Origin of the sequence: uncultured Spongiibacter sp. (genome assembly GCF_964011655.1) — a bacterium.
GTDB lineage: Bacteria > Pseudomonadota > Gammaproteobacteria > Pseudomonadales > Spongiibacteraceae > Spongiibacter > Spongiibacter marinus.
Window position 1 is genome coordinate 1 of sequence record NZ_CAXGPO010000031.1, and the last position, 19,127, is coordinate 19,127.

General features: G+C 53.4%; 16 protein-coding genes and 1 tRNA gene. All 17 read left to right on the forward strand.

Going from position 1 to position 19,127, the window contains the following annotated elements:
• Window positions 1–591, forward strand: a 591-nt coding sequence (gene pabC, locus ABNS66_RS12570; RefSeq protein ID WP_348655341.1) for an aminodeoxychorismate lyase, incomplete at its 5' end; no start/stop codon positions are given.
• On the forward strand, window positions 584–1,645 hold the full coding sequence (gene mltG, locus ABNS66_RS12575) for an endolytic transglycosylase MltG (protein WP_286837975.1): 1,062 nt from the start codon (window positions 584–586) through the stop codon (window positions 1,643–1,645). The genes pabC and mltG, both read left to right, overlap by 8 nt.
• Window positions 1,645–2,283, forward strand: coding sequence for a dTMP kinase (gene tmk, locus ABNS66_RS12580; protein WP_286837977.1), 639 nt, complete (start codon window positions 1,645–1,647; stop codon window positions 2,281–2,283). The genes mltG and tmk overlap by 1 nt, the downstream gene beginning before the upstream one ends.
• A complete protein-coding gene (locus ABNS66_RS12585; RefSeq protein WP_286837979.1) occupies window positions 2,280–3,275 on the forward strand; it encodes a DNA polymerase III subunit delta' in 996 nt (331 codons plus the stop codon). The genes tmk and ABNS66_RS12585 overlap by 4 nt, the downstream gene beginning before the upstream one ends.
• A 64-nt stretch (window positions 3,276–3,339) precedes the next feature.
• Window positions 3,340–3,693 (forward strand): PilZ domain-containing protein, encoded by a 354-nt coding sequence (locus ABNS66_RS12590; protein ID WP_027873795.1) that lies wholly within the window; start codon window positions 3,340–3,342, stop codon window positions 3,691–3,693.
• Between the two features lie 42 nt (window positions 3,694–3,735).
• Window positions 3,736–4,509 carry a TatD family hydrolase gene (locus ABNS66_RS12595; protein WP_286837981.1) on the forward strand — a complete coding sequence of 258 codons (774 nt, stop codon included), beginning with the start codon at window positions 3,736–3,738 and terminating at the stop codon, window positions 4,507–4,509.
• 34 nt (window positions 4,510–4,543) lie between these two features.
• Window positions 4,544–5,659, forward strand: a complete 1,116-nt coding sequence (gene gcvT / locus ABNS66_RS12600) for a glycine cleavage system aminomethyltransferase GcvT (RefSeq protein ID WP_286837983.1) — start codon at window positions 4,544–4,546, stop codon at window positions 5,657–5,659.
• A complete protein-coding gene (locus ABNS66_RS12605; protein WP_286837985.1) occupies window positions 5,659–6,720 on the forward strand; it encodes a beta-N-acetylglucosaminidase domain-containing protein in 1,062 nt (353 codons plus the stop codon). The genes gcvT and ABNS66_RS12605 overlap by 1 nt, the downstream gene beginning before the upstream one ends.
• Before the next feature lie 150 nt (window positions 6,721–6,870).
• The gene (fadB, locus tag ABNS66_RS12610) at window positions 6,871–9,018 is read left to right on the forward strand and encodes a fatty acid oxidation complex subunit alpha FadB (RefSeq protein ID WP_286837987.1); all 2,148 of its coding nucleotides are present in this window, start codon (window positions 6,871–6,873) and stop codon (window positions 9,016–9,018) included.
• Window positions 9,019–9,036: 18 nt separating this feature from the next.
• Window positions 9,037–10,212 (forward strand): acetyl-CoA C-acyltransferase FadA, encoded by a 1,176-nt coding sequence (gene fadA / locus ABNS66_RS12615; RefSeq protein ID WP_286837989.1) that lies wholly within the window; start codon window positions 9,037–9,039, stop codon window positions 10,210–10,212.
• A gap of 148 nt (window positions 10,213–10,360) precedes the next feature.
• Window positions 10,361–10,445, forward strand: a tRNA-Leu gene (locus ABNS66_RS12620).
• Window positions 10,446–10,519: 74 nt separating this feature from the next.
• Complete coding sequence (gene tig / locus ABNS66_RS12625; RefSeq protein ID WP_286837991.1) at window positions 10,520–11,848, forward strand: trigger factor; 1,329 nt, start codon at window positions 10,520–10,522, stop codon at window positions 11,846–11,848.
• A gap of 116 nt (window positions 11,849–11,964) precedes the next feature.
• Window positions 11,965–12,597: an ATP-dependent Clp endopeptidase proteolytic subunit ClpP gene (gene clpP / locus ABNS66_RS12630; protein ID WP_036256150.1), complete on the forward strand. Its 633-nt coding sequence runs from the start codon at window positions 11,965–11,967 to the stop codon at window positions 12,595–12,597.
• 105 nt (window positions 12,598–12,702) lie between these two features.
• Window positions 12,703–13,977 (forward strand): ATP-dependent Clp protease ATP-binding subunit ClpX, encoded by a 1,275-nt coding sequence (clpX, locus tag ABNS66_RS12635; RefSeq protein ID WP_027873787.1) that lies wholly within the window; start codon window positions 12,703–12,705, stop codon window positions 13,975–13,977.
• 168 nt (window positions 13,978–14,145) lie between these two features.
• Entirely contained in the window at window positions 14,146–16,572 is a 2,427-nt protein-coding gene (lon, locus tag ABNS66_RS12640) for an endopeptidase La (protein ID WP_204996495.1), read from the forward strand.
• Between the two features lie 251 nt (window positions 16,573–16,823).
• Window positions 16,824–17,096, forward strand: coding sequence for an HU family DNA-binding protein (locus ABNS66_RS12645; protein ID WP_027873785.1), 273 nt, complete (start codon window positions 16,824–16,826; stop codon window positions 17,094–17,096).
• A 114-nt stretch (window positions 17,097–17,210) separates the two neighbouring features.
• Complete coding sequence (locus tag ABNS66_RS12650) at window positions 17,211–19,091, forward strand: SurA N-terminal domain-containing protein (protein WP_286837994.1); 1,881 nt, start codon at window positions 17,211–17,213, stop codon at window positions 19,089–19,091.
• Window positions 19,092–19,127 lie beyond the last annotated feature (36 nt).

Here is a 19,127-nt window from a genome sequence, read left to right on the forward strand (position 1 = left end):
TTAAAAGGTAGGCGACTCCTCAAAATTCTGTGCTTTCGTCGTAGTGGCGGGCGCGGCTACCAGCCTCAATCGCGCACTGCAGAGCGCTTATTATCCCTCTGGCCAGCACCTGGTGGCGAGTTGTGGCACCACGGCGCCCGGCTTATGTTGTGTCAAACGCGTATGGCAATGAATGCCCAGTTTGCCGGCATTAAACATTGCAACCGGTTGGAGCAGGTAATGGCCACAGAGGAGTTGCAAGGCAGTACTTGCGATGAGGGCTTGATGCTGGATACCAGTGGCCGCGTAATAGAGGGAACGCGAAGTAACCTGTTTGCCGTAAGTTCCGGAAAACTGTATACACCGTCGCTGAACGAGAGTGGTGTTGCAGGTATCATGCGGGAGAAAATACTGCACTGGGCGAAAGCGCAGGGAATACCGACTCTTCAAGTTAATATGGGCCCGTCAATGCTCCAACGTGCTGACGAAATCTTTGTATGCAACAGTGTTTTTGGGCTGTGGCCGGTGCTGTCTATCGGCTGTCTACAGAAATCTATCGGTCCGATGAGCGGAGCCGCGCAGGCACATTTTGAATCTCAATTTCATGCGTAAATTATTTCGCGCTGCGATAGCGCTTATTTTTCCCGTTATGATCCTCTGCCTGCTCTTGCTGGCATATGTCGATCGCTATTTTGACCGTGTTCTGAATCTAGGCGAGACTGCCCAAACGTTTGTACTGAACCGGGGAACCGGCTTTTCTGCTGCCATTAATCAGGCCGCCTCACAGGGGTGGCTCACACAACCCGATGTACTGAAGATCTACGGCCGCTTATTTCCTTCTCAGGCAGAAATTCGCGCGGGGGAATATCGCCTAGAGCCCGGCATCACCGTGGGAGAATGGCTGCAAATGCTCCGCGATGGCGAGGTGCTGAGCCACCAATTGACCTTTGTCGAGGGCTCTACGCTTGGCCAGGTAATACAGCAATTGTCGTCCCACGCATTGATTGATGCTGAGGGTATGAAACCCCCGACAGATGAGCAGTTTTGGTCCAGTCTTGGTATTGAACAGCCGCTGGCAGAAAACCCGGAAGGTTTGTTTTTCCCTGATACCTATGACTTTCATCGCGGTGATTCAGCCGAGATGTTGCTGCGCCGCGCCTACCAGCGATTACAGCGAGTGTTAAATGAAGAGTGGGCGGCGCGAGCGGACGGCTTGCCATATAAAACCGCCTATGAAGCGCTGATTATGGCGTCGATCATCGAGAAAGAGACCGGCGTGCCCCATGAGCGTGGCGAGATCGCCGGCGTATTTGTTCGACGCCTTCAGCGTGGTATGCGTTTGCAGACAGACCCAACTGTCATTTATGGAATGGGGGAGGCCTACCGCGGCAACATCCGTGGGCGAGATTTGCGTGACGCCAGTAACCCTTACAACACATACAGAATCAACGGCTTGCCGCCAACGCCGATAGCATTGGCTGGGCGAGAAGCCATTCGCGCAGCCCTTCACCCAGTGGCAGGCGATAGCTTGTTCTTTGTGGCGAAGGGTGATGGCAGCCATCAATTTTCGGCCACCTTGGCCGAGCATGAGGCTGCGGTGAAACGCTACCAGCTGCGTCGACGCAGTGATTATCGATCCAGCCCTGTGGCTACGGAGAAACGCTAATGCCGACGACTGCGCGATTTATTACCCTGGAAGGTGGGGAGGGCGTCGGAAAGTCCAGCAATATGGCGTTTATCGTCGATACGCTGGCGGCGGCGGGCATTCCCTATATCCAAACCCGCGAGCCGGGCGGTACCGCTTTAGCTGAGAGTATTCGCGAATTGTTGCTCGAGCCTCGCGATGAGCCGATGGCAGAGCTGACGGAGTTATTGCTGGTGTTCGCGGCGAGAGCGCAGCATTTACAACAGAAAATAATCCCTGCGCTAGACGCCGGCACTTGGGTGATTTGTGATCGCTTTACGGATGCCACCATGGCATACCAGGGAGCTGGGAGAGGCCTATCTGTGGCAGTTATTCAGCAGTTGCGCCAATTGGTACAGGCTGAGTTGCAACCGGATCTTACGCTGTTGCTCGATGCTCCTATTGAGGTGGGTATGGGGCGCGCGAGTCGTCGCGGGGAGCTCGATCGCTTCGAGCGCGAGCAGGCAGATTTCTTTCAGCGCGTGCGCCAGGGCTATTTGGATCAGGCGCACGCTGAGCCGGAGCGATACCGGGTGATTGATGCCTCGCAAGCGCTGGAAGCAGTGCAGCAGGATATTCACCAGGTGCTGCAAGAGGTATTGCAGGGGGCTGGGGCATGAGCAGTATGCCGCTGAGTTATCCCTGGCAAATGCCACAATGGCAGCAGCTGGCAGGCTTACATGAAGGGCAGCGGTTTCCCCATGCGCTGTTACTGGGTGGACCCTCGGGTATCGGCAAGCTGCAGTTTGGTCGGGCGCTGCTTTGTAGCCTGTTGTGTGAACACCCAAAAAATTTTTTGGCTTGTGGTGAATGCCATTCGTGCCAGCTTTACCAGAGTGGCAGTCACCCGGATATCCGCGAGCTTTGCCCGGAAGAGGGCAAGCGCCAGATTGGCGTTGATCAGGTCCGCGCTCTTCAGCAATTTACTTCACAAAGTGCTTACCGAGAGGGTGGCCGTAAGCTGGTATTGATTCACCCCGCTGAGGCGATGAACCCCTACACCGCAAATGCCTTACTGAAAACCCTGGAGGAACCGGCGGGCGACACCGTACTGGTTTTGCTGAGTCACTCGCCGAGTCAGTTGTTGGCGACTATTCGCTCGCGCTGCGTGCAGCTTACCTTCCCCCTGCCCGAACACAACAGTGCCCTGAAATGGTTGCAGAATCAGTTAGGGCAGACTGAGGATGCCGAGGCCCTGCTGCGGGAGTCTGGCGGGCGTCCTCTGGCCGCTCAACAGCTTTATGAGAGCGATGGCCTGAGCCAATGGCGAGCGCAGGACGCCGCGCTGGCTGAGGTGGTCGAGGGCAAAAAGACCGTGCTGCAACTGGCCGATAGCTGGCAAGACCGGGAAGTTCCAGACGTGCTTGAGTGGTGGCTGAATCGCTTGGCGGCACTGATCAAACACTTGTCGGCCGGTCAGCCGTTGAACGCGCGTTGGCAGGCTTACACGTCTATGGCCCTGCCGGCGGTTTATCTGCAATACGAGCAAGCCTTGGGATTGCGGGCGACCTTGCTTCGCGGTGCGGCGCTCAATAAACGCCTGGTATTGGAGAAGCTGCTACTGGACTGGTTTGATGCCTTTTATGGCCGTGCGCCGTCGCGGGCTTATTGATATAGTAGAAACATAACTCGCCGAACACCCGATGCAGGCGGTGGGCAGAAATGGGGAAGGGTTCATGAGTGGAGCACAGCAGGGCGCGCGCAACGGTATTTTGTCCCTGACAATCCGTGATAAAGCAGTGTTGTATGCGGCATACATGCCGTTTATTCGCGATGGTGGTCTATTTGTGCCAACGACCAAATCCTACAAGGTTGGCGACGAAGTTTTCATGCTGCTGACGCTGATGGACGAAGTGGAAAAAATCCCCGTTGCCGGAAAAGTGGTGTGGATTACCCCGCGTGGTGCGCAAAGTAATCGTGCGGCGGGTATTGGTGTTCAGTTCATTGGTGAAGACAAAACCGCCAACCAAAAAATAGAGCAGCAGTTAGCCGGAATACTGGAGTCGGAAAAACCGACCCATACCATGTAATTGTAGTCCCTCCTCGATAGCAAATTTGGAAACCCTTTTACTATGTTGGTAGACAGCCACTGTCACCTGGATCGCATTGACCTCAGTCCATACGATGGCGAGCTTGCTGCTGCGGTTCGCGCCGCACAGGAGCGTGGGGTAGACAGAATGTTGTGCATTGGCATCGACTTAAATAATGCCCCCAAAGTCGTAGAGATCGCACAGCAGTTTGACAATATCTATGCATCTGTGGGGGTTCACCCCTTGGATATCAGCGACGATATTTGTGAAGTCGATGCCTTGGCTGAACTCTCAGCCCAGGAGAAAGTGATTGCGATCGGCGAAACCGGGCTCGACTATTACTACAGCGCTGAGAAGAAAGTGCTGCAGCAAGGCAGCTTCGCCAATCACTTGAAGGCGTCAGTAAAAACGGGAAAGCCCGTCATCGTGCACACGCGTGACGCCCGTGAGGATACCCTGTCGTTGATACAGCAGCACGGCGACCCAAAGGTTGCTGGTGTGCTGCACTGCTTCACCGAATCGTGGGAAATGGCCAGCGCAGCCATGGAAATGGGCTACTACATTTCCTTTTCGGGCATTATCACCTTCAAGAATGCCGCCGAGCTGCGCGACGTGGTAAAAAAAGTACCGATGGAGCGCTTGCTGGTGGAAACCGATTCTCCCTATCTTGCGCCGGTGCCTTATCGCGGCAAGAAAAATGAGCCCAAATACGTTCGCGAGGTCGCCGAGTGTGTTGCCGAACTAAAAGGGCTGAGTTTTGAGCAGGTTGCTGAGCAGAGCAGCAGGAATTTCGACCGACTTTTCAATTTAGTGTGAGCTACTTCACCGCATCTTACCGTGGGGACAAATTTTGAGTGATTCCAATCTCCAGCGCACCGCGCTCTACCAGCTTCATATCGACCTTGGCGCAAAAATGGTGCCCTTCGCCGGTTATGAAATGCCTGTGCAATATCCTCTGGGTGTAAAGAAAGAGCACCTTCATACCAGAGAAGCGGCAGGGTTGTTCGATGTATCGCACATGGGGCAAATTCGCCTTCAAGGTGAAAATATAGCTCGGGAGCTGGAGAAAATACTGCCTCAAGATGTGCTCGGTCTGGCAGAGGGGCGTCAACGCTACGGCTTAATGCTAAATGAGCAAGGCGGTATTCGTGACGATCTGATGTTTGCCAATCGCGGCGATGATTTTCTACTAGTGGTCAATGCCGCATGTAAAAACGACGATGCCGCCTGGCTGCGCGAGCACCTGCCTTCATCAATACAGGTTGAGCTGCAAAATGATCGCGCACTACTGGCGTTGCAGGGGCCAAAAGCTCGCGCGGTGCTAAGCAGGTTGGCGCCGACAACGGCTGCCATGCGCTTTATGGATACGGGTTTTATCAGCGTGGCGGGCATTGATTGCTGGCTGAGCTGCTCCGGTTACACTGGCGAGGATGGCTATGAAATTTCCGTGGCCAGCGCCGATGCCGAAAAATTAGCAAAAGCGCTTTTAGCTGAACCTGACGTGGAGGCTATTGGTCTGGGGGCTCGCGACTCGTTGCGTCTCGAGGCCGGTCTGTGCCTGTACGGGCACGATATGGACCAATCTCGCAGCCCAATTGAAGCGGGCTTGTTGTGGGCAATTCAAAAATGCCGGCGTCCAGGCGGCGAGAGAGAGGGCGGGTACATCGGCGCCAGCGTGATTGCTCAGCAACTTCAAGATGGCGTTGCTGAGAAGCGGGTGCTGTTAGATGTGGAAGGGCGGGCGCCGGTTCGTGAGCACAGCGCCATTGTCAATGCTGACGGCGAACGTGCCGGTGAGGTCTGCAGTGGGGGCTTTGGCCCGTCGACGGGTGGACCGCTGGCGATGGCCTACATCGCGTGTTCGGCGATGGAGCAGCAAGCGCTGTTTGCCGAGCTGAGAGGCAAGAAAATTCCCGTGGCCGTTCGCAGCGGCAGTTTTGTTCCCCAGCGCTACTATCGCGGCTAATGCTTCCGTTTCAGCTGGGTGTCATAGAGGGTTTCTACGGCCGCCAGTGGAGTTGGCCCCAGCGTCAATCTCTGCCGAAGATGCTCGCTGATTGGGGGTATTCGGCGTATATCTACGCCCCGAAAGGCGACAGCAGTCTGCGTAGTCGTTGGCGCGAAGACTTCGACGCAGGGCACTTTGCGCGATTGCGCAGCCTCTCGGAATCCGCGCGCGAAGCCGGTATTGGCTGGGGTGTTGGTCTGTCTCCCGCCGGGCTGCAAGCTCACTTCACGGAAGCGGATGGCGCTGACCTGAGGCGAAAGCTGCAACAAATTAAAGCGCTGTGGCCGTCCCAGCTATGGATTTTGTTTGATGACCTGCCTGCTGGGGTGCCTGAATTAGCAGTGAGCCAATTACGAGTGGTGGACGCAGTTCGGCAGGTGTTGCCCGATACCCCGCTGGCGATTTGCCCTAGCTATTACAGCGAAGACCCGATATTGGAAAGCCTGTTTGGCGATTGCCCGAAGGATTATTTTGCGACTCTCAATGAGGGCTTGTCTGAGGATGTCGATATCCTGTGGACGGGACCGCGGGTTATCACTACTGCCTACGACGCTGACGACATGCATCGAGCCGCGTCGATCCTTGGCCGAAGGCCATTGTTGTGGGATAACTACCCTGTCAATGATGGCAAAAAGAGCAGTCGCTTTCTCAATACCCTGCCATTTTCCGGGCGCCCGTCGTCACTAAAAACGCTGGCGAGCGGGCATTTCGTGAACCCGATGAACCAGTTTCACCTATCGTTACTACCGCTGATGGGGCTCGCCTCGGTATATGCAGGCGAAACTATAGCGCAAGACAGCATTTTCAAGGCCGCGCTGGGGAGTTTGCCCGAAGACTTGGCGCAATTATTGGCGGAGTATGCGCCAATGTTCCAGAATGAGGGCTTGGATGGTATGCCGGCGGCATTAAAAGCGGCAATTGCATCCGGGTGTGACCGCATAGCGCATCCCGCTGCAAGGGAGTTGGCTGCTTGGCTGCGTGAGGAGTACAGGTTTGACCCGGATTGCCTGACCGAGTAGGTCGGGTGAGCGGGGATTTTACGTGGCGGCTTGCCATAAATTACGCTTTCCGGTAGTTTTAGCACCCGAATGTTTACATGGTAAACATGTTGCTTCAGGCAAATGCCGCCGCCAACATCTCGACTAGAGAACTCGAATAGAGGGAAAACAATGATTTATCAAGGCAAGGCGTTAAGCGCAAGCTTTCTGGAAGATGGCATCGCGGAGCTCTGCTTCGACCTCCAGGGCGATTCCGTCAACAAATTTAACCGCATCACTCTCGAAGAGTTGGGCGAGGCGACCAAAGCTTTGGCTGCCGAATCCGGATTGAAAGGTGTTGTGGTTACCAGTGGTAAGGCGGTATTTATCGTCGGCGCTGACATCACCGAATTCACCGAGCTGTTCAAGTTGCCAGATGACGAGCTGCGTCAATGGTGCTCGCGAGCTAATGATGTGTTCAACGCTTTTGAAGACCTGCCGGTACCCACTGTCGCAGCCATTAATGGCGTTGCACTGGGCGGTGGTTATGAGATGTGTTTGGCCTGTGACTTCCGCGTGATGTCTAGCAGCGCTGTGGTTGGTCTTCCCGAAGTGAAACTGGGTATCAACCCAGGTTTTGGCGGCACCGTACGCCTGCCGCGTGTTATTGGTTGCGACAACGCGAACCTGTGGGTGGCTACTGGTAACCAGCAAAAGCCTGATGCTGCCTTGAAAGATGGCGGCGTAGATGCGGTGGTTGCACCTGAGTTATTGAAAGATGCCGCCGTTGATTTGCTGAAGAAAACCATTGCCGGTGAGTTTGATTACCAAGCGCGCCGCGAAGAGAAAAAATCGCCCGTCAAGCTGAACGATATTGAGCGCATGATGGCCTTTACTACCGGTAAAGCCATGGTTGCACAGCAAGCAGGTAAAAACATGCCCGCGCCTGTGACTGCCGTAAAATCGATGGAGCGCAACGCGACGTTGAGCCGCGATGAAGCTATCGAAGTTGAAATTGATCATTTCATCAAGCTGGTACGCACCCCGCAGTCCAACGCATTGGTCGGCTTGTTCCTGAACGAGCAGAGCGTTAGTAAAGCAGCCAAAGCCGCAGCGAAAGCCGGTGGCGACGTAAAACAAGGCGCAGTTTTGGGCGCCGGTATCATGGGTGGCGGTATCGCTTACCAATCTGCCTACAAAGGCACGCCCATTTTGATGAAAGATATCGCTGAAGCCGGTCTTGAGCTGGGTTTGAAAGAAGCCGGCAAGCTGCTTTCCAAGCGTGTTGCTCGCGGTCGTATGACCCCGGATAAAATGGCCTCAGTACTGAGCAGCATTCGTCCCACCCTGAATTACGATGGGTTTGACGCTGCCGACGTGATCGTCGAAGCGGTTGTTGAGAATCCCAAGGTGAAGCACGCCGTACTTGCTGAGACCGAAAAGCACATCCGTGAAGATGCGGTTTTGGCCTCTAATACTTCTACAATCTCTATTAGCTATCTTGCAGAAGCTCTTGAAAGACCTGAAAATTTCTGTGGTATGCACTTCTTTAACCCTGTGCATGCTATGCCTTTGGTAGAGGTTATTCGCGGCGAAAAAACCAGCGACGCCACCGTTGCGCGCACCGTTAAATATGCCCTGCAAATGGGTAAAACGCCTATCGTCGTTAACGACTGCCCAGGCTTCTTTGTAAACCGCGTGCTGTTCCCATACTTCGCTGGCTTCGACATGCTGGTTCGCGACGGTGCGGATTTCCGCCACGTAGACAAAGTAATGGAAAGCTTCGGTATGCCAATGGGTCCGGCTTACCTGATGGACGTGGTGGGTATCGATACCGGCTTCCACGCTGCGGAGGTAATGGCAGAAGGCTTCCCGGATCGCATGCGCCACGACTTCAAAGGCATCTCTCAAATGATGTTTGAAGCAAACCGCTACGGCCAGAAAAATGGCCTGGGTTTCTACAAATACGAGGAAGACAAGCGCGGTAAGCCCAAGAAGGCCGAGGACGAAACGGCTCTTTCTATGGCGGCACAAGCGCAGCAAAACAAAGTGGAAATCAGCGATGAGGACATTCTCGCTCGCATGATGATCCCAATGTGTGTTGAAACGGTTCGCTGTTTGGACGAGGGGATTGTTCGCGACCCTGCCGATGCCGATATGGGCTTGGTGATGGGTATCGGTTTCCCGGTATTCCGCGGTGGCGCACTGCGCTACATCGACCAAATGGGCGTGAAGGCATTTGTAGAAATGGCTGATCGCTACGCTGATCTTGGCAAGCTTTACCAGGTGACTGACAGCCTGCGTGAGATGGCGGCCAAAGGCGAATCTTTCTTTAAATAATCGGGCGGAGACTGAAACATGAACTTCAAAGCAAATGATGTAGTCATTGTAGATTGCGCCCGTACTGCGATGGGCCGCTCTAAGAACGGCGTATTTCGCAATGTGCGCGCAGAAAATATGTCGGCGGCGCTGGTAGACGCGTTGCTGGCGCGCAATCCCGGTGTTGATCCCGCTTCCTTCGAAGACGTGATCTGGGGCTGTGTAAACCAAACTAACGAGCAGGGCTGGAATATTGCCCGCATGATGTCGGTGATGACTAAGCTGCCCCACGAAGTGGCTGGTCAGACGGTTAGCCGCTTGTGTGGTTCCTCGATGTCAGCCCTGCATACTGCAGCGGCGTCAATTACTGCAGGCCTCGGCGATACCTTCTTGGTGGGTGGTGTTGAGCACATGGGTCACTTGGCGATGAACCACGGTGTGGACCCCAACCCTCAGGCGAGCAAGTACGTGGCGCGGGCCGCGGGCATGATGGGTATGACCGCCGAAGCGCTGGGTATGTTGCACGGCATTAGCCGTGAGCAGCAGGACGAATTTGGTCTGCGCTCCCACCTGCGTGCAGCTGCCGCGCAGGAGCAGGGTTTATTCGACAACGAAATCGTTGCCATCGAAGGTCACGACGAAGAAGGTCGCAAGATCCTGGTGAAAGCCGATACGACCGTTCGCCCTGAAACCACGCTGGAAAGCCTGGCTCAGTTGCGTCCTGCTTTTGATCCTAAAAATGGTACCGTAACTGCGGGTACCAGCTCGCAGATTGCCGACGGCGCATCAGCAATGATCGTTATGTCTGGTCAGCGGGCGATGGACCTTGGTCTCACGCCGCGCGCGAAAGTGCGCAGCATGGCAGTGGCAGGGGTTGATCCCTCAATCATGGGCTACGGTCCTGTGCCATCAACCCAAAAAGCGCTGAAGCGTGTTGGTTTGACGATGGATGATATCGATACTGTTGAGCTGAACGAGGCCTTTGCCGCGCAAGCTCTGCCAGTATTGAAGGACTTGGGTCTGCTGGACAAGATGGACGAGAAAGTGAACCTGAATGGTGGCGCAATCGCGTTGGGTCACCCCTTCGGCTGTTCCGGTACCCGTATCATCGGCACGCTGCTTAACGTTATGGAGCAAAAAGATACCAGTGTGGGTCTTGCTACCATGTGTATCGGCATGGGTCAGGGTATCAGCACGATTATTGAGCGCGTATAAGCGTTCAGCCCCTCCGGCCCCTTTGTGGGGCCTTGTCGCAGGGCTTTGCTTGATTGCGGGCAGACCCTGTGGCACAATTCCGACCCTCGTTTGGCAGCAGTCAAACGAAGTCACGTTAAGTCGTTAGTTTTCAACGATTTACAAGTGTGCGGATGTGGTGAAATTGGTATACACGCCAGATTTAGGTTCTGGTGCCGCAAGGCGTGAGAGTTCGAGTCTCTCCATCCGCACCATTTCATAGAATTCTTTAAGCGGGCTGGCATTGAAAGAGCCAGGTCGTGTGATTGATCGCTTTTGAGGAACTTCCATGCAAGTCTCAGTTGAAACGACGTCAGGTCTTGAGCGTCGCTTAATCGTAGGTGTACCTGCCGCTCGTGTTGACAGTGCCGTAGACAGCCGCCTGCAAGAAGCTGCGAAAACCGTCAAGCTGAACGGTTTCCGCCCCGGTAAGGTGCCGATGAAGGTTGTTCGTCAGCGCTTCGGTCAATCTGTGCGTATGGAAGTGTTGGGTCAGGTAATGAATGACTCATTTTACGAGGCAATTCAGGAGCAGGGTCTCAAGCCTGCAGGTCGCCCTGAAATTGAGCCCAAAAGCATGGATGAAGGCAAAGATATCGAATTCGTTGCCACATTTGAGGTGTTCCCCGAGATTGAGTTGCTGGATTACAGCAGCATCGAGGTCAAGAAGCCGGTATCTGAAATCACCGACGCCGACCTGGATAAAATGATCGAAAACCTTCGTAAGCAGCGCGCTAGCTGGGAAGCGGTAGAGCGTGAGGCAGCGACGGGCGATCAAGTGAATATCGACTTTGTTGGCACAAAGGACGGTGAAGAATTCGAAGGTGGAAAAGGCGAAGGGACCGATCTGGAGTTGGGTTCAGGTCGTATGATTCCAGGCTTCGAAGACGGTATTGTCGGCATGAAGGCTGGCGAAGAGAAAGTGATAGCGCTGAGCTTCCCTGAGGATTATCACAGTGAAGAGCTCAAAGGTGCCGCGGTAGAATTTGCGATCACCGTGAACGCGGTGAAAGAGCAAGTGCTGCCCGAGCTGAATGAAGAGTTCTTTAAAATGTTCGGTGTGGAAGAGGGCGGCGAAGACGCTTTCCGTGCTGAAGTTAAAAAGAATATGGAACGCGAGTTGAAAAATGCGACAAAGACCCGCATTAAAACTCAAGTGATGGACGGTGTTCTTGACGTGCACGCTGAGCTGCAAGTGCCCAAGGCGCTGGTCGCTCAGGAAATTGATGCCTTGCGCAACCAGCAAATGCAGCAATTTGGTGCATTGGCGGAAAAGTTGAACCCCGCGGATATCCTGCCAGACGACCTGTTCCGCGAGAATGCAGAGCGCCGCGTTAAGCTGGGCCTGGTATTGAACGAACTGATTGCTGCGGAAGAGATCAAAGCCGATGCCGATAAAGTGCGCGCCACTTTAGAGGAAATGGCAGCAAGCTATGAAGATAAAGAAGAAGTTATCAACTACTACATGAGCCAGCCGCAGCAATTGCAGCAGATTGAGGGCATGGTTATTGAAGAGGAAGTAGTTGAAAAACTTCTTGAAAAAGCGAAGGTTAGCGAAGAAACTTTAAGCTACGAAGAAGTTATGTCTCCGCCAGCTCAGGAAGACGAAGAAGATTGATCACACTAGTTCACTAGTGCTCTTCGTCAAGCGGCTGAACTTCGGTTCCGCCGCTTGATTTTTTTCTGGCATGCCATAACGTAACAGTCAATTCACGACACAGAAGAGAATTGCGTATGTCCCGAAACTCCTTTGATGGAATCAATAACAATACAATTAACAACTTAGGGCTCGTGCCCATGGTTGTTGAGCAAACGGCACGCGGTGAACGGTCTTACGATATTTACTCCCGCCTGCTCAAAGAGCGCGTGATCTTCTGTGTGGGCCCTGTTGAAGACCACATGGCTAACCTGATTGTGGCGCAGATGCTGTTTTTGGAGTCCGAGAACCCCGATAAAGATATCCATTTGTATATCAATTCGCCCGGCGGGTCGGTAACCGCGGGTTTGTCGATTTACGACACCATGAGCTTTATCAAACCCGACGTAAGTACGATGTGTATTGGCCAAGCGGCCAGTATGGGTGCCTTCCTGTTGAGTGGTGGTGCCAAGGGCAAGCGTTTTATTCTGCCTAACGCGCGGACGATGATTCACCAGCCCAGCGGCGGTGCACAGGGCCAGGCGACAGATATCGATATCCATGCGCGCGAAATTTTGATCATTCGCGAACGTCTGAATCAATTAATGGCTGAGCATACCGGCCAGGATTACGAAACCATTGCTCGCGACACCGAGCGCGACAACTTTATGAATGCTCAGCAGTCGTGCGATTACGGACTTGTTGATCAGGTTATTACGTCACGTAGCTAAGGGGGCGCGTCCTCGCGGGCGCGGCCGTTCACTTGCAAAACAGGGCAAAAGGGGTCATCTTAAGATCAGAAAAAGATGCCCAATACGTCGACAAGGTGATTGTTAATGAGTAGTAAAGACGGCGCAGATGACAACGGCAAGCTGCTGTATTGTTCGTTTTGCGGCAAAAGTCAGCATGAAGTACGCAAGCTGATTGCGGGGCCTTCGGTATTTATCTGTGATGAATGCGTGGACCTCTGTAACGATATTATCCGTGAAGAGGTTCAGGAAGCGGCCAGCGAGGCGGGCAGTGACAAGCTGCCGTCGCCGCAGGAGATTAACGCGACCCTGGATCAGTACGTTATTGGTCAGGCGCGCGCCAAAAAGGTGTTGGCGGTTGCGGTATACAACCACTACAAGCGACTCCGCCACGGCGATAAAAGCAAGGACGAAGTGGAGCTGGGCAAGAGTAATATCTTGTTAGTGGGGCCAACGGGCAGTGGTAAGACGTTGCTGGCCGAGACGCTCGCTCGTTTGTTGGATGTCCCGTTCACAATTGCTGATGCAACAACGCTGACGGAAGCTGGCTATGTCGGCGAGGACGTTGAAAACATCATTCAGAAGCTGTTGCAGAAGTGCGACTACGATGTTGAAAAAGCCCAGATGGGTATTGTGTACATCGATGAGATCGACAAAATCTCTCGCAAGTCAGATAACCCCTCAATTACCCGGGATGTCTCCGGTGAGGGCGTTCAGCAAGCCCTGTTGAAGTTAATTGAGGGCACGGTAGCCTCGGTTCCCCCGCAGGGCGGTCGGAAGCACCCACAGCAGGAGTTTTTGCAGGTAGATACCTCGAATATCTTGTTTATCTGTGGCGGTGCCTTTGCGGGCCTTGATCGCGTCATCCGTGACCGCTCTGAGAAAGGTGGCATCGGCTTTGGTGCGGAGGTCAAAAGCAAGGACGAATCCCGCAATGTGGGTGAAGTACTGGCTGACGTCGAACCAGAGGATCTGGTGCGTTACGGCTTAATTCCCGAGTTCGTCGGCCGACTGCCGGTGATTGCCACGCTCGAAGAGCTCGATGCCGAGGCGCTTGTCAGCATCCTGACTCAGCCGCGTAATGCGCTAACCAAGCAGTACGCCAAGCTCTTCGACATGGAAGGTGTTGAGGTAGATTTCCGTGAAGACGGGCTTCGGGCCGTTGCTGAGAAAGCCATGGTTCGTAAGACGGGTGCGCGGGGGCTGCGCTCGATCCTGGAGTCTGTACTCCTCGATACCATGTATGACCTGCCGTCCACGGATAATGTCAGCAAGGTTGTGGTGGATGCATCGGTGATCAATGGTGAATCGCCACCTATTCTGGTCTACAGCGACCAAAGAAAGGTCGCTCCAGAGGAATAAACCTACGTAAAGCCGCCTGATTCCCAGGCGGCTTTTTTGTCAGTTTGTTTACAGTCAAGTCTTGTATTTCTGCCTTCAAATCCCCATCTTAGAACCATAACCGCCCGCATATCGTAAAATGGTATACCTGCTGTGCGGGCCCAAAATGATTCAAAAAGAGGCGAGCTAATGGCTGACAAGCGTGAAACTCTAGAGTTGCCGCTGCTTCCCCTGCGAGATGTAGTTGTCTACCCCCACATGGTTATCCCTTTGTTCGTAGGCCGAGATAAGTCGATTCGGGCTCTCGAGCTGGCCATGGCTGACAACAAAGAAATTATTCTTGCAGCACAAAAAAATCCAGATGTGGATGAACCCTCCACAGAAGACCTGTATGACATTGGCACCGTCGCCAATATTCTTCAGTTGTTGAAATTGCCTGATGGCACCGTCAAGGTGCTTGTTGAAGGTGATTATCGCGCACAGATAGACGCTATCGCCGCTGAGGACGAGTATTTCAGAGCAGAGGCCTCGCCAATTGTTGAACGGAAAATCCCGGATGAAGAGTCCGAGGTGATGCTGCGCTCTGCTATCTCCCAGTTTGAGAAATACATTAATTTAAGCAAGAAGATCCCCTCTGAAGTACTGACCTCTCTATCCGGTATTGATGAGCCTGGTCGTCTGGCAGACACCGTTGCCGCTCACATGAGCATGGAGCTCGAGCAGAAGCAGGCGGTATTGGAAATGAGTGATGAGCGCGAGCGCTTAGAGCACTTAATGGCGCTGATGGAGTCGGAAATCGACCTGTTTCAAGTAGAAAAACGCATTCGCGGGCGCGTTAAGAAGCAGATGGAAAAAAGCCAGCGTGAGTACTACCTCAATGAACAGATGAAAGCGATCCAGCGCGAGTTGGGCGAATCAGAAGAGGGTGCCAACGAGCTTGAAGAGCTTGAGAAGCGCGTCGCTGAATCTGGTATGAGCAAAGAGGCGCTTGAGAAAGCCAAGGCTGAGCTTTCTAAGCTAAAAATGATGTCGCCAATGTCTGCCGAGGCCTCAGTTGTACGCGGCTATATTGATTGGCTGGTAAATATCCCCTGGCAGAAGCGCTCGCGTGTAAAACATGACCTCAAACGCGCGCAAGAAATCCTTAACAGCGATCACTACGGTCTTGAAGAGGTTAAGGAGCGTATCCTCGAGTATTTGGCTGTACAAAAACGCGTTAAGAAAGTGAAAGGGCCCGTGCTGTGCTTAGTGGGGCCGCCAGGGGTAGGTAAAACATCGCTGGGTGAGTCGATCGCACGTTCAACGAATCGGAAGTTTGTTCGGATGGCGCTTGGCGGGGTTCGCGATGAGGCAGAGATTCGCGGTCATCGCCGCACGTACATTGGCTCCATGCCGGGTAAAGTTATTCAGAAAATGTCTAAGACAGGCGTGCGTAACCCGCTGTTCTTGTTAGACGAAATTGACAAGATGGGGATGGATCATCGCGGCGACCCTGCATCGGCGCTGCTTGAAGTGTTGGATCCGGAGCAAAACCATGCCTTTAACGATCATTACCTCGAGGTGGACTACGATTTATCCGACGTCATGTTTATTTGCACGTCGAATTCGTTGAATATTCCCCCGGCATTGCTGGACCGGATGGAAGTCATCCGCATACCCGGATACACCGAAGATGAGAAGATCAACATAGCGCGGCGCTACCTCATTCCTAAGCAGCTAAAGAATAACGGTTTGAAGGAAAAAGAAGCGTCTATCGGCGACGAAGTGATTCAGGACATCGTCAGGTACTACACTCGCGAGGCTGGTGTCAGGGGCCTGGAAAGAGAGATCGCCAAGGTTTGCCGTAAAATTGTTAAGAATGTGGCGCTTAGCGACGATAAGTCGCCTATAGAGGTCACCTCGCAAAACTTGGAAGAGTACCTGGGTGTTCGCAAATTTACCTTCGGTAAAGCGGAGGAAGAAAACAAGGTTGGTCAAGTAACAGGGCTGGCATGGACGCAAGTGGGTGGCGAGCTGCTAACCATTGAGGCGGTGTCAGTGGTCGGCAAGGGGCGTCACATCCAAACCGGATCGCTGGGCGATGTTATGCAGGAGTCGATTCAAGCTGCTATGACCGTAGTGCGGAGTCGGTCTAAGCGTTTGGGCGTGCCGGCGAAGTATCACGACCGCCACGACATTCATATTCACATGCCTGAAGGGGCAACGCCGAAAGACGGACCGTCCGCTGGTATAGGTATGTGTACCGCGCTGGTTTCTGTTATCACCGGAATTCCGGTCCGCAGCGACGTGGCGATGACCGGTGAGATCACTTTACGCGGTCAGGTATTGGCGATTGGCGGCTTGAAAGAGAAGCTTCTGGCCGCGCACCGCGGCGGTATTACCACAGTGTTGATCCCGGCCGAAAATGAACGCGATCTAAAGGAAATTCCGGAAAATATTAAAGCCGATCTCGATATTAAACCGGTCAAGTGGATTGACGAAGTGCTTAATATAGCGCTTGAGCGCGTGCCCGAGGAGATTTCGGAGGAGGAATACCTCGCGGGTTTGAGTGATGAGCAGAAAGCGCTGGAAAACAACCCGGAAGGAGAAAAAGACAGCCGAATCAGTGCCCACTGAGTCGGCTGAGTGCAGGCGGTAGAGCTTGCTGTTCTGGTCATCCAGTGATCAGGCTGCAAGCCGCATGTGCTCTATGCTTCGCAGTTTTACGATAATGCGGCCAGTGATGCAGAGTTTCCTTGACCGCCCCAGAAGCAGTTGGTATAAATCCTTCTCTCTGAGTCGGCGGCTACTGTCATCGTGTTTACATGCTAACGTCGCCACCAGCTTTGCAATACAGTTTTTCATAACAATTCGAAGGGGAAGGATAAGTGAATAAATCTGAGCTAATCGACGCCATTGCCGAGTCAGCAGATCTCTCTAAAGCGTCGGCCGGTCGTGCACTGGACGCAGCAGTTGAAGCCATTACTAACGCGCTGAAGTCTGACGACTCTGTGTCGCTGGTCGGTTTTGGTACTTTCAGTGTTAAAGAGCGCGCTGCTCGCACTGGCCGTAACCCCCAGACTGGTGCGCCAATTGAAATTGCTGCTGCGAAGATTCCTAGCTTCAAGGCTGGTAAAGCGCTGAAAGACGCCTGCAACTAAGTTCAGTTGCGACAGTCATAGCGTTAGACAGAGTCGTCGCGAAGAGGTACCGCCTCTGTCGAAAGGCGCATCGAAAGATGCGCTTTTTTTATATTTGAATGGGTTCAAAGGTAAATGCTGCAAAATATCCGCAACAATATCCAAGGTACCGCTGCCAAGGTCATTATCGCCATTATCGTGGTGCCATTTGCATTCTTTGGTATCGACAGCCTTTTCAGTGGTGGCTCACAGACACCGGCCGCGGTAGTAAATGGTGAAAAAATTTCTCAGGCGGAGTTGCAGCAGGCACTTGCCATGCAGAAACGCCGCTTGATCAACATGATGGGCGATAAACTCGAGCCCTCGATGCTTGACGATGCCGTGTTGCGCAAGCCTGCTTTAGACTCGCTGATTAAACAGCAGTTGCTTTTGCAAGCTGCAGAAGACGCGGGAATTCAGATTTCAGACCAGCAGCTAAATATCACCATCGCCTCCATGCCTCAGTTCCAGGAAGATGGTCGTTTTTCACAAGAGCGCTACCAGCAAGTATTGCGCCTGCAGGGCTACAACAGCGCGTTGTTCAAACAATTACTACGCTCTGACTTACTTATTCAGCAGCTGTCGGCATCTGTGGCGGCATCGGCTTTCGTTACTGAAAGAGAGTTGGACGAAGCCATCGCCTATATCCACGAAAGCCGCGATTTTCAAACCGTCACCGTGCCGCTCGAAAAATATCGCAAGTCAATCACGCTGACTGATGAAGAGCTCAAAAGCTACTACGAAGAAAATGGCGCGCGCTTTCAGAGCGAACCCAAGGTAAAAGTGTCATATCTAGAGCTTAAAGAAGAGCAGTTCTACGAGCCTGTGTCTGAACAGCAGGTGGTCGCCGAGTACGAGCGCCTTATCGAGGGGATGACGCAGGATACAGAGCGAGAAGCAGCCCATATACTGTTAGAAATTGACGATGAGCTTAATCGCGACCAGGCGGTAGCCAAGCTCAATGAAGTTAAGCAGCGCCTGCTATCCGGCGAATCGTTCGCCGAATTAGCTAAGTCGTTGTCCGAGGACCCAGGCTCAGCGTCCAATGGCGGAAACCTGGGCTTTACCGCAGGTGACAGCTTTCCAGCAGAATTTGAAGATGCCCTGGCAGCGCTTGAGGCGGGGCAAGTCTCCGACCCTGTTGAAACTGAAGCAGGTGTCCACTTAATTAAGTTGCTGAGCGTCAAGCAGCCAGAGGTGCCCAGTTTGGATTCGGAGCGCTTGGCAATTACTGAAAGACTTCGTCGCCAAAAGGCGCGTCCGAAGTTATTGGCGGCGGTTGAGTCGCTGCGCGATCTCGTCTTTAACGCAGAAAGCCTCGCTATGCCGGCTGCCGAGCTGGAACTGGAAGTTAAGCGCAGCGACTGGCTTTCTTCCGAGGATAATGACGGCTTGTTTGCTGACCAGAGAGTCAAACAAGCCGCGTTTGATAGCGAATTGAGAGAACAAGAGTTAAACAGCGATGTGTTTGAACTGGCTCCTGATCACTTCTTGGTGTTGCACGTCGATCAATATCAAGCGCCCCAGCTGCGGCCCTTTGAAGATGTGCGAGCAGAAATTGAAGTGAGCTTGCAAACAGAGAAAGCGGCGCAGCAGGCAAAAGCCGACGCCCAGGAGATCGAGCAACAATTAGCTGCCGGTCAGCGTGCAGAGGCAGTTGCCAAGCAGCACGGTCTGGACTGGCAGGCGATGCAGGATATCCGCCGCAGTGACATCAGCGTAGAGTCAGCACTGCGACGTTTCGTTTTTGAATTGGCGGCACCGGCGCAAGATAAGGCCGTTGCGGCGACATTGCATCAACAGAGCGGTGATTACACAGTCGTTCAACTTCTTGCGAGTGAGCCCGGTCAACGCGCCGCTCTCGAGGCCGAAGCATTGTTAAATTTGCGTCGAAGCGTTGCTCAGAATGCGTCATCTCAAGCGTTTGCTAACTATTTTAACAATTTGTGGAACAACGCAGATATCACCATCAACTAACAGGTTGATATCAGGTAAGCGACGAAGTACCCCATA

Bases quoted from the DNA above. Each gene is read 5' to 3' on its own strand.
- mltG (WP_286837975.1), top strand. From the start codon at position 584: ATGCGTAAATTATTTCGCGCTGCGATAGCGCTTATTTTTCCCGTTATG.
- tmk (WP_286837977.1), top strand. From the start codon at position 1,645: ATGCCGACGACTGCGCGATTTATTACCCTGGAAGGTGGGGAGGGCGTC.
- ABNS66_RS12585 (WP_286837979.1), top strand. From the start codon at position 2,280: ATGAGCAGTATGCCGCTGAGTTATCCCTGGCAAATGCCACAATGGCAG.
- ABNS66_RS12590 (WP_027873795.1), top strand. From the start codon at position 3,340: ATGAGTGGAGCACAGCAGGGCGCGCGCAACGGTATTTTGTCCCTGACA.
- ABNS66_RS12595 (WP_286837981.1), top strand. From the start codon at position 3,736: ATGTTGGTAGACAGCCACTGTCACCTGGATCGCATTGACCTCAGTCCA.
- ABNS66_RS12605 (WP_286837985.1), top strand. From the start codon at position 5,659: ATGCTTCCGTTTCAGCTGGGTGTCATAGAGGGTTTCTACGGCCGCCAG.
- fadB (WP_286837987.1), top strand. From the start codon at position 6,871: ATGATTTATCAAGGCAAGGCGTTAAGCGCAAGCTTTCTGGAAGATGGC.
- fadA (WP_286837989.1), top strand. From the start codon at position 9,037: ATGAACTTCAAAGCAAATGATGTAGTCATTGTAGATTGCGCCCGTACT.
- tig (WP_286837991.1), top strand. From the start codon at position 10,520: ATGCAAGTCTCAGTTGAAACGACGTCAGGTCTTGAGCGTCGCTTAATC.
- clpP (WP_036256150.1), top strand. From the start codon at position 11,965: ATGTCCCGAAACTCCTTTGATGGAATCAATAACAATACAATTAACAAC.
- clpX (WP_027873787.1), top strand. From the start codon at position 12,703: ATGAGTAGTAAAGACGGCGCAGATGACAACGGCAAGCTGCTGTATTGT.
- lon (WP_204996495.1), top strand. From the start codon at position 14,146: ATGGCTGACAAGCGTGAAACTCTAGAGTTGCCGCTGCTTCCCCTGCGA.
- ABNS66_RS12650 (WP_286837994.1), top strand. From the start codon at position 17,211: ATGCTGCAAAATATCCGCAACAATATCCAAGGTACCGCTGCCAAGGTC.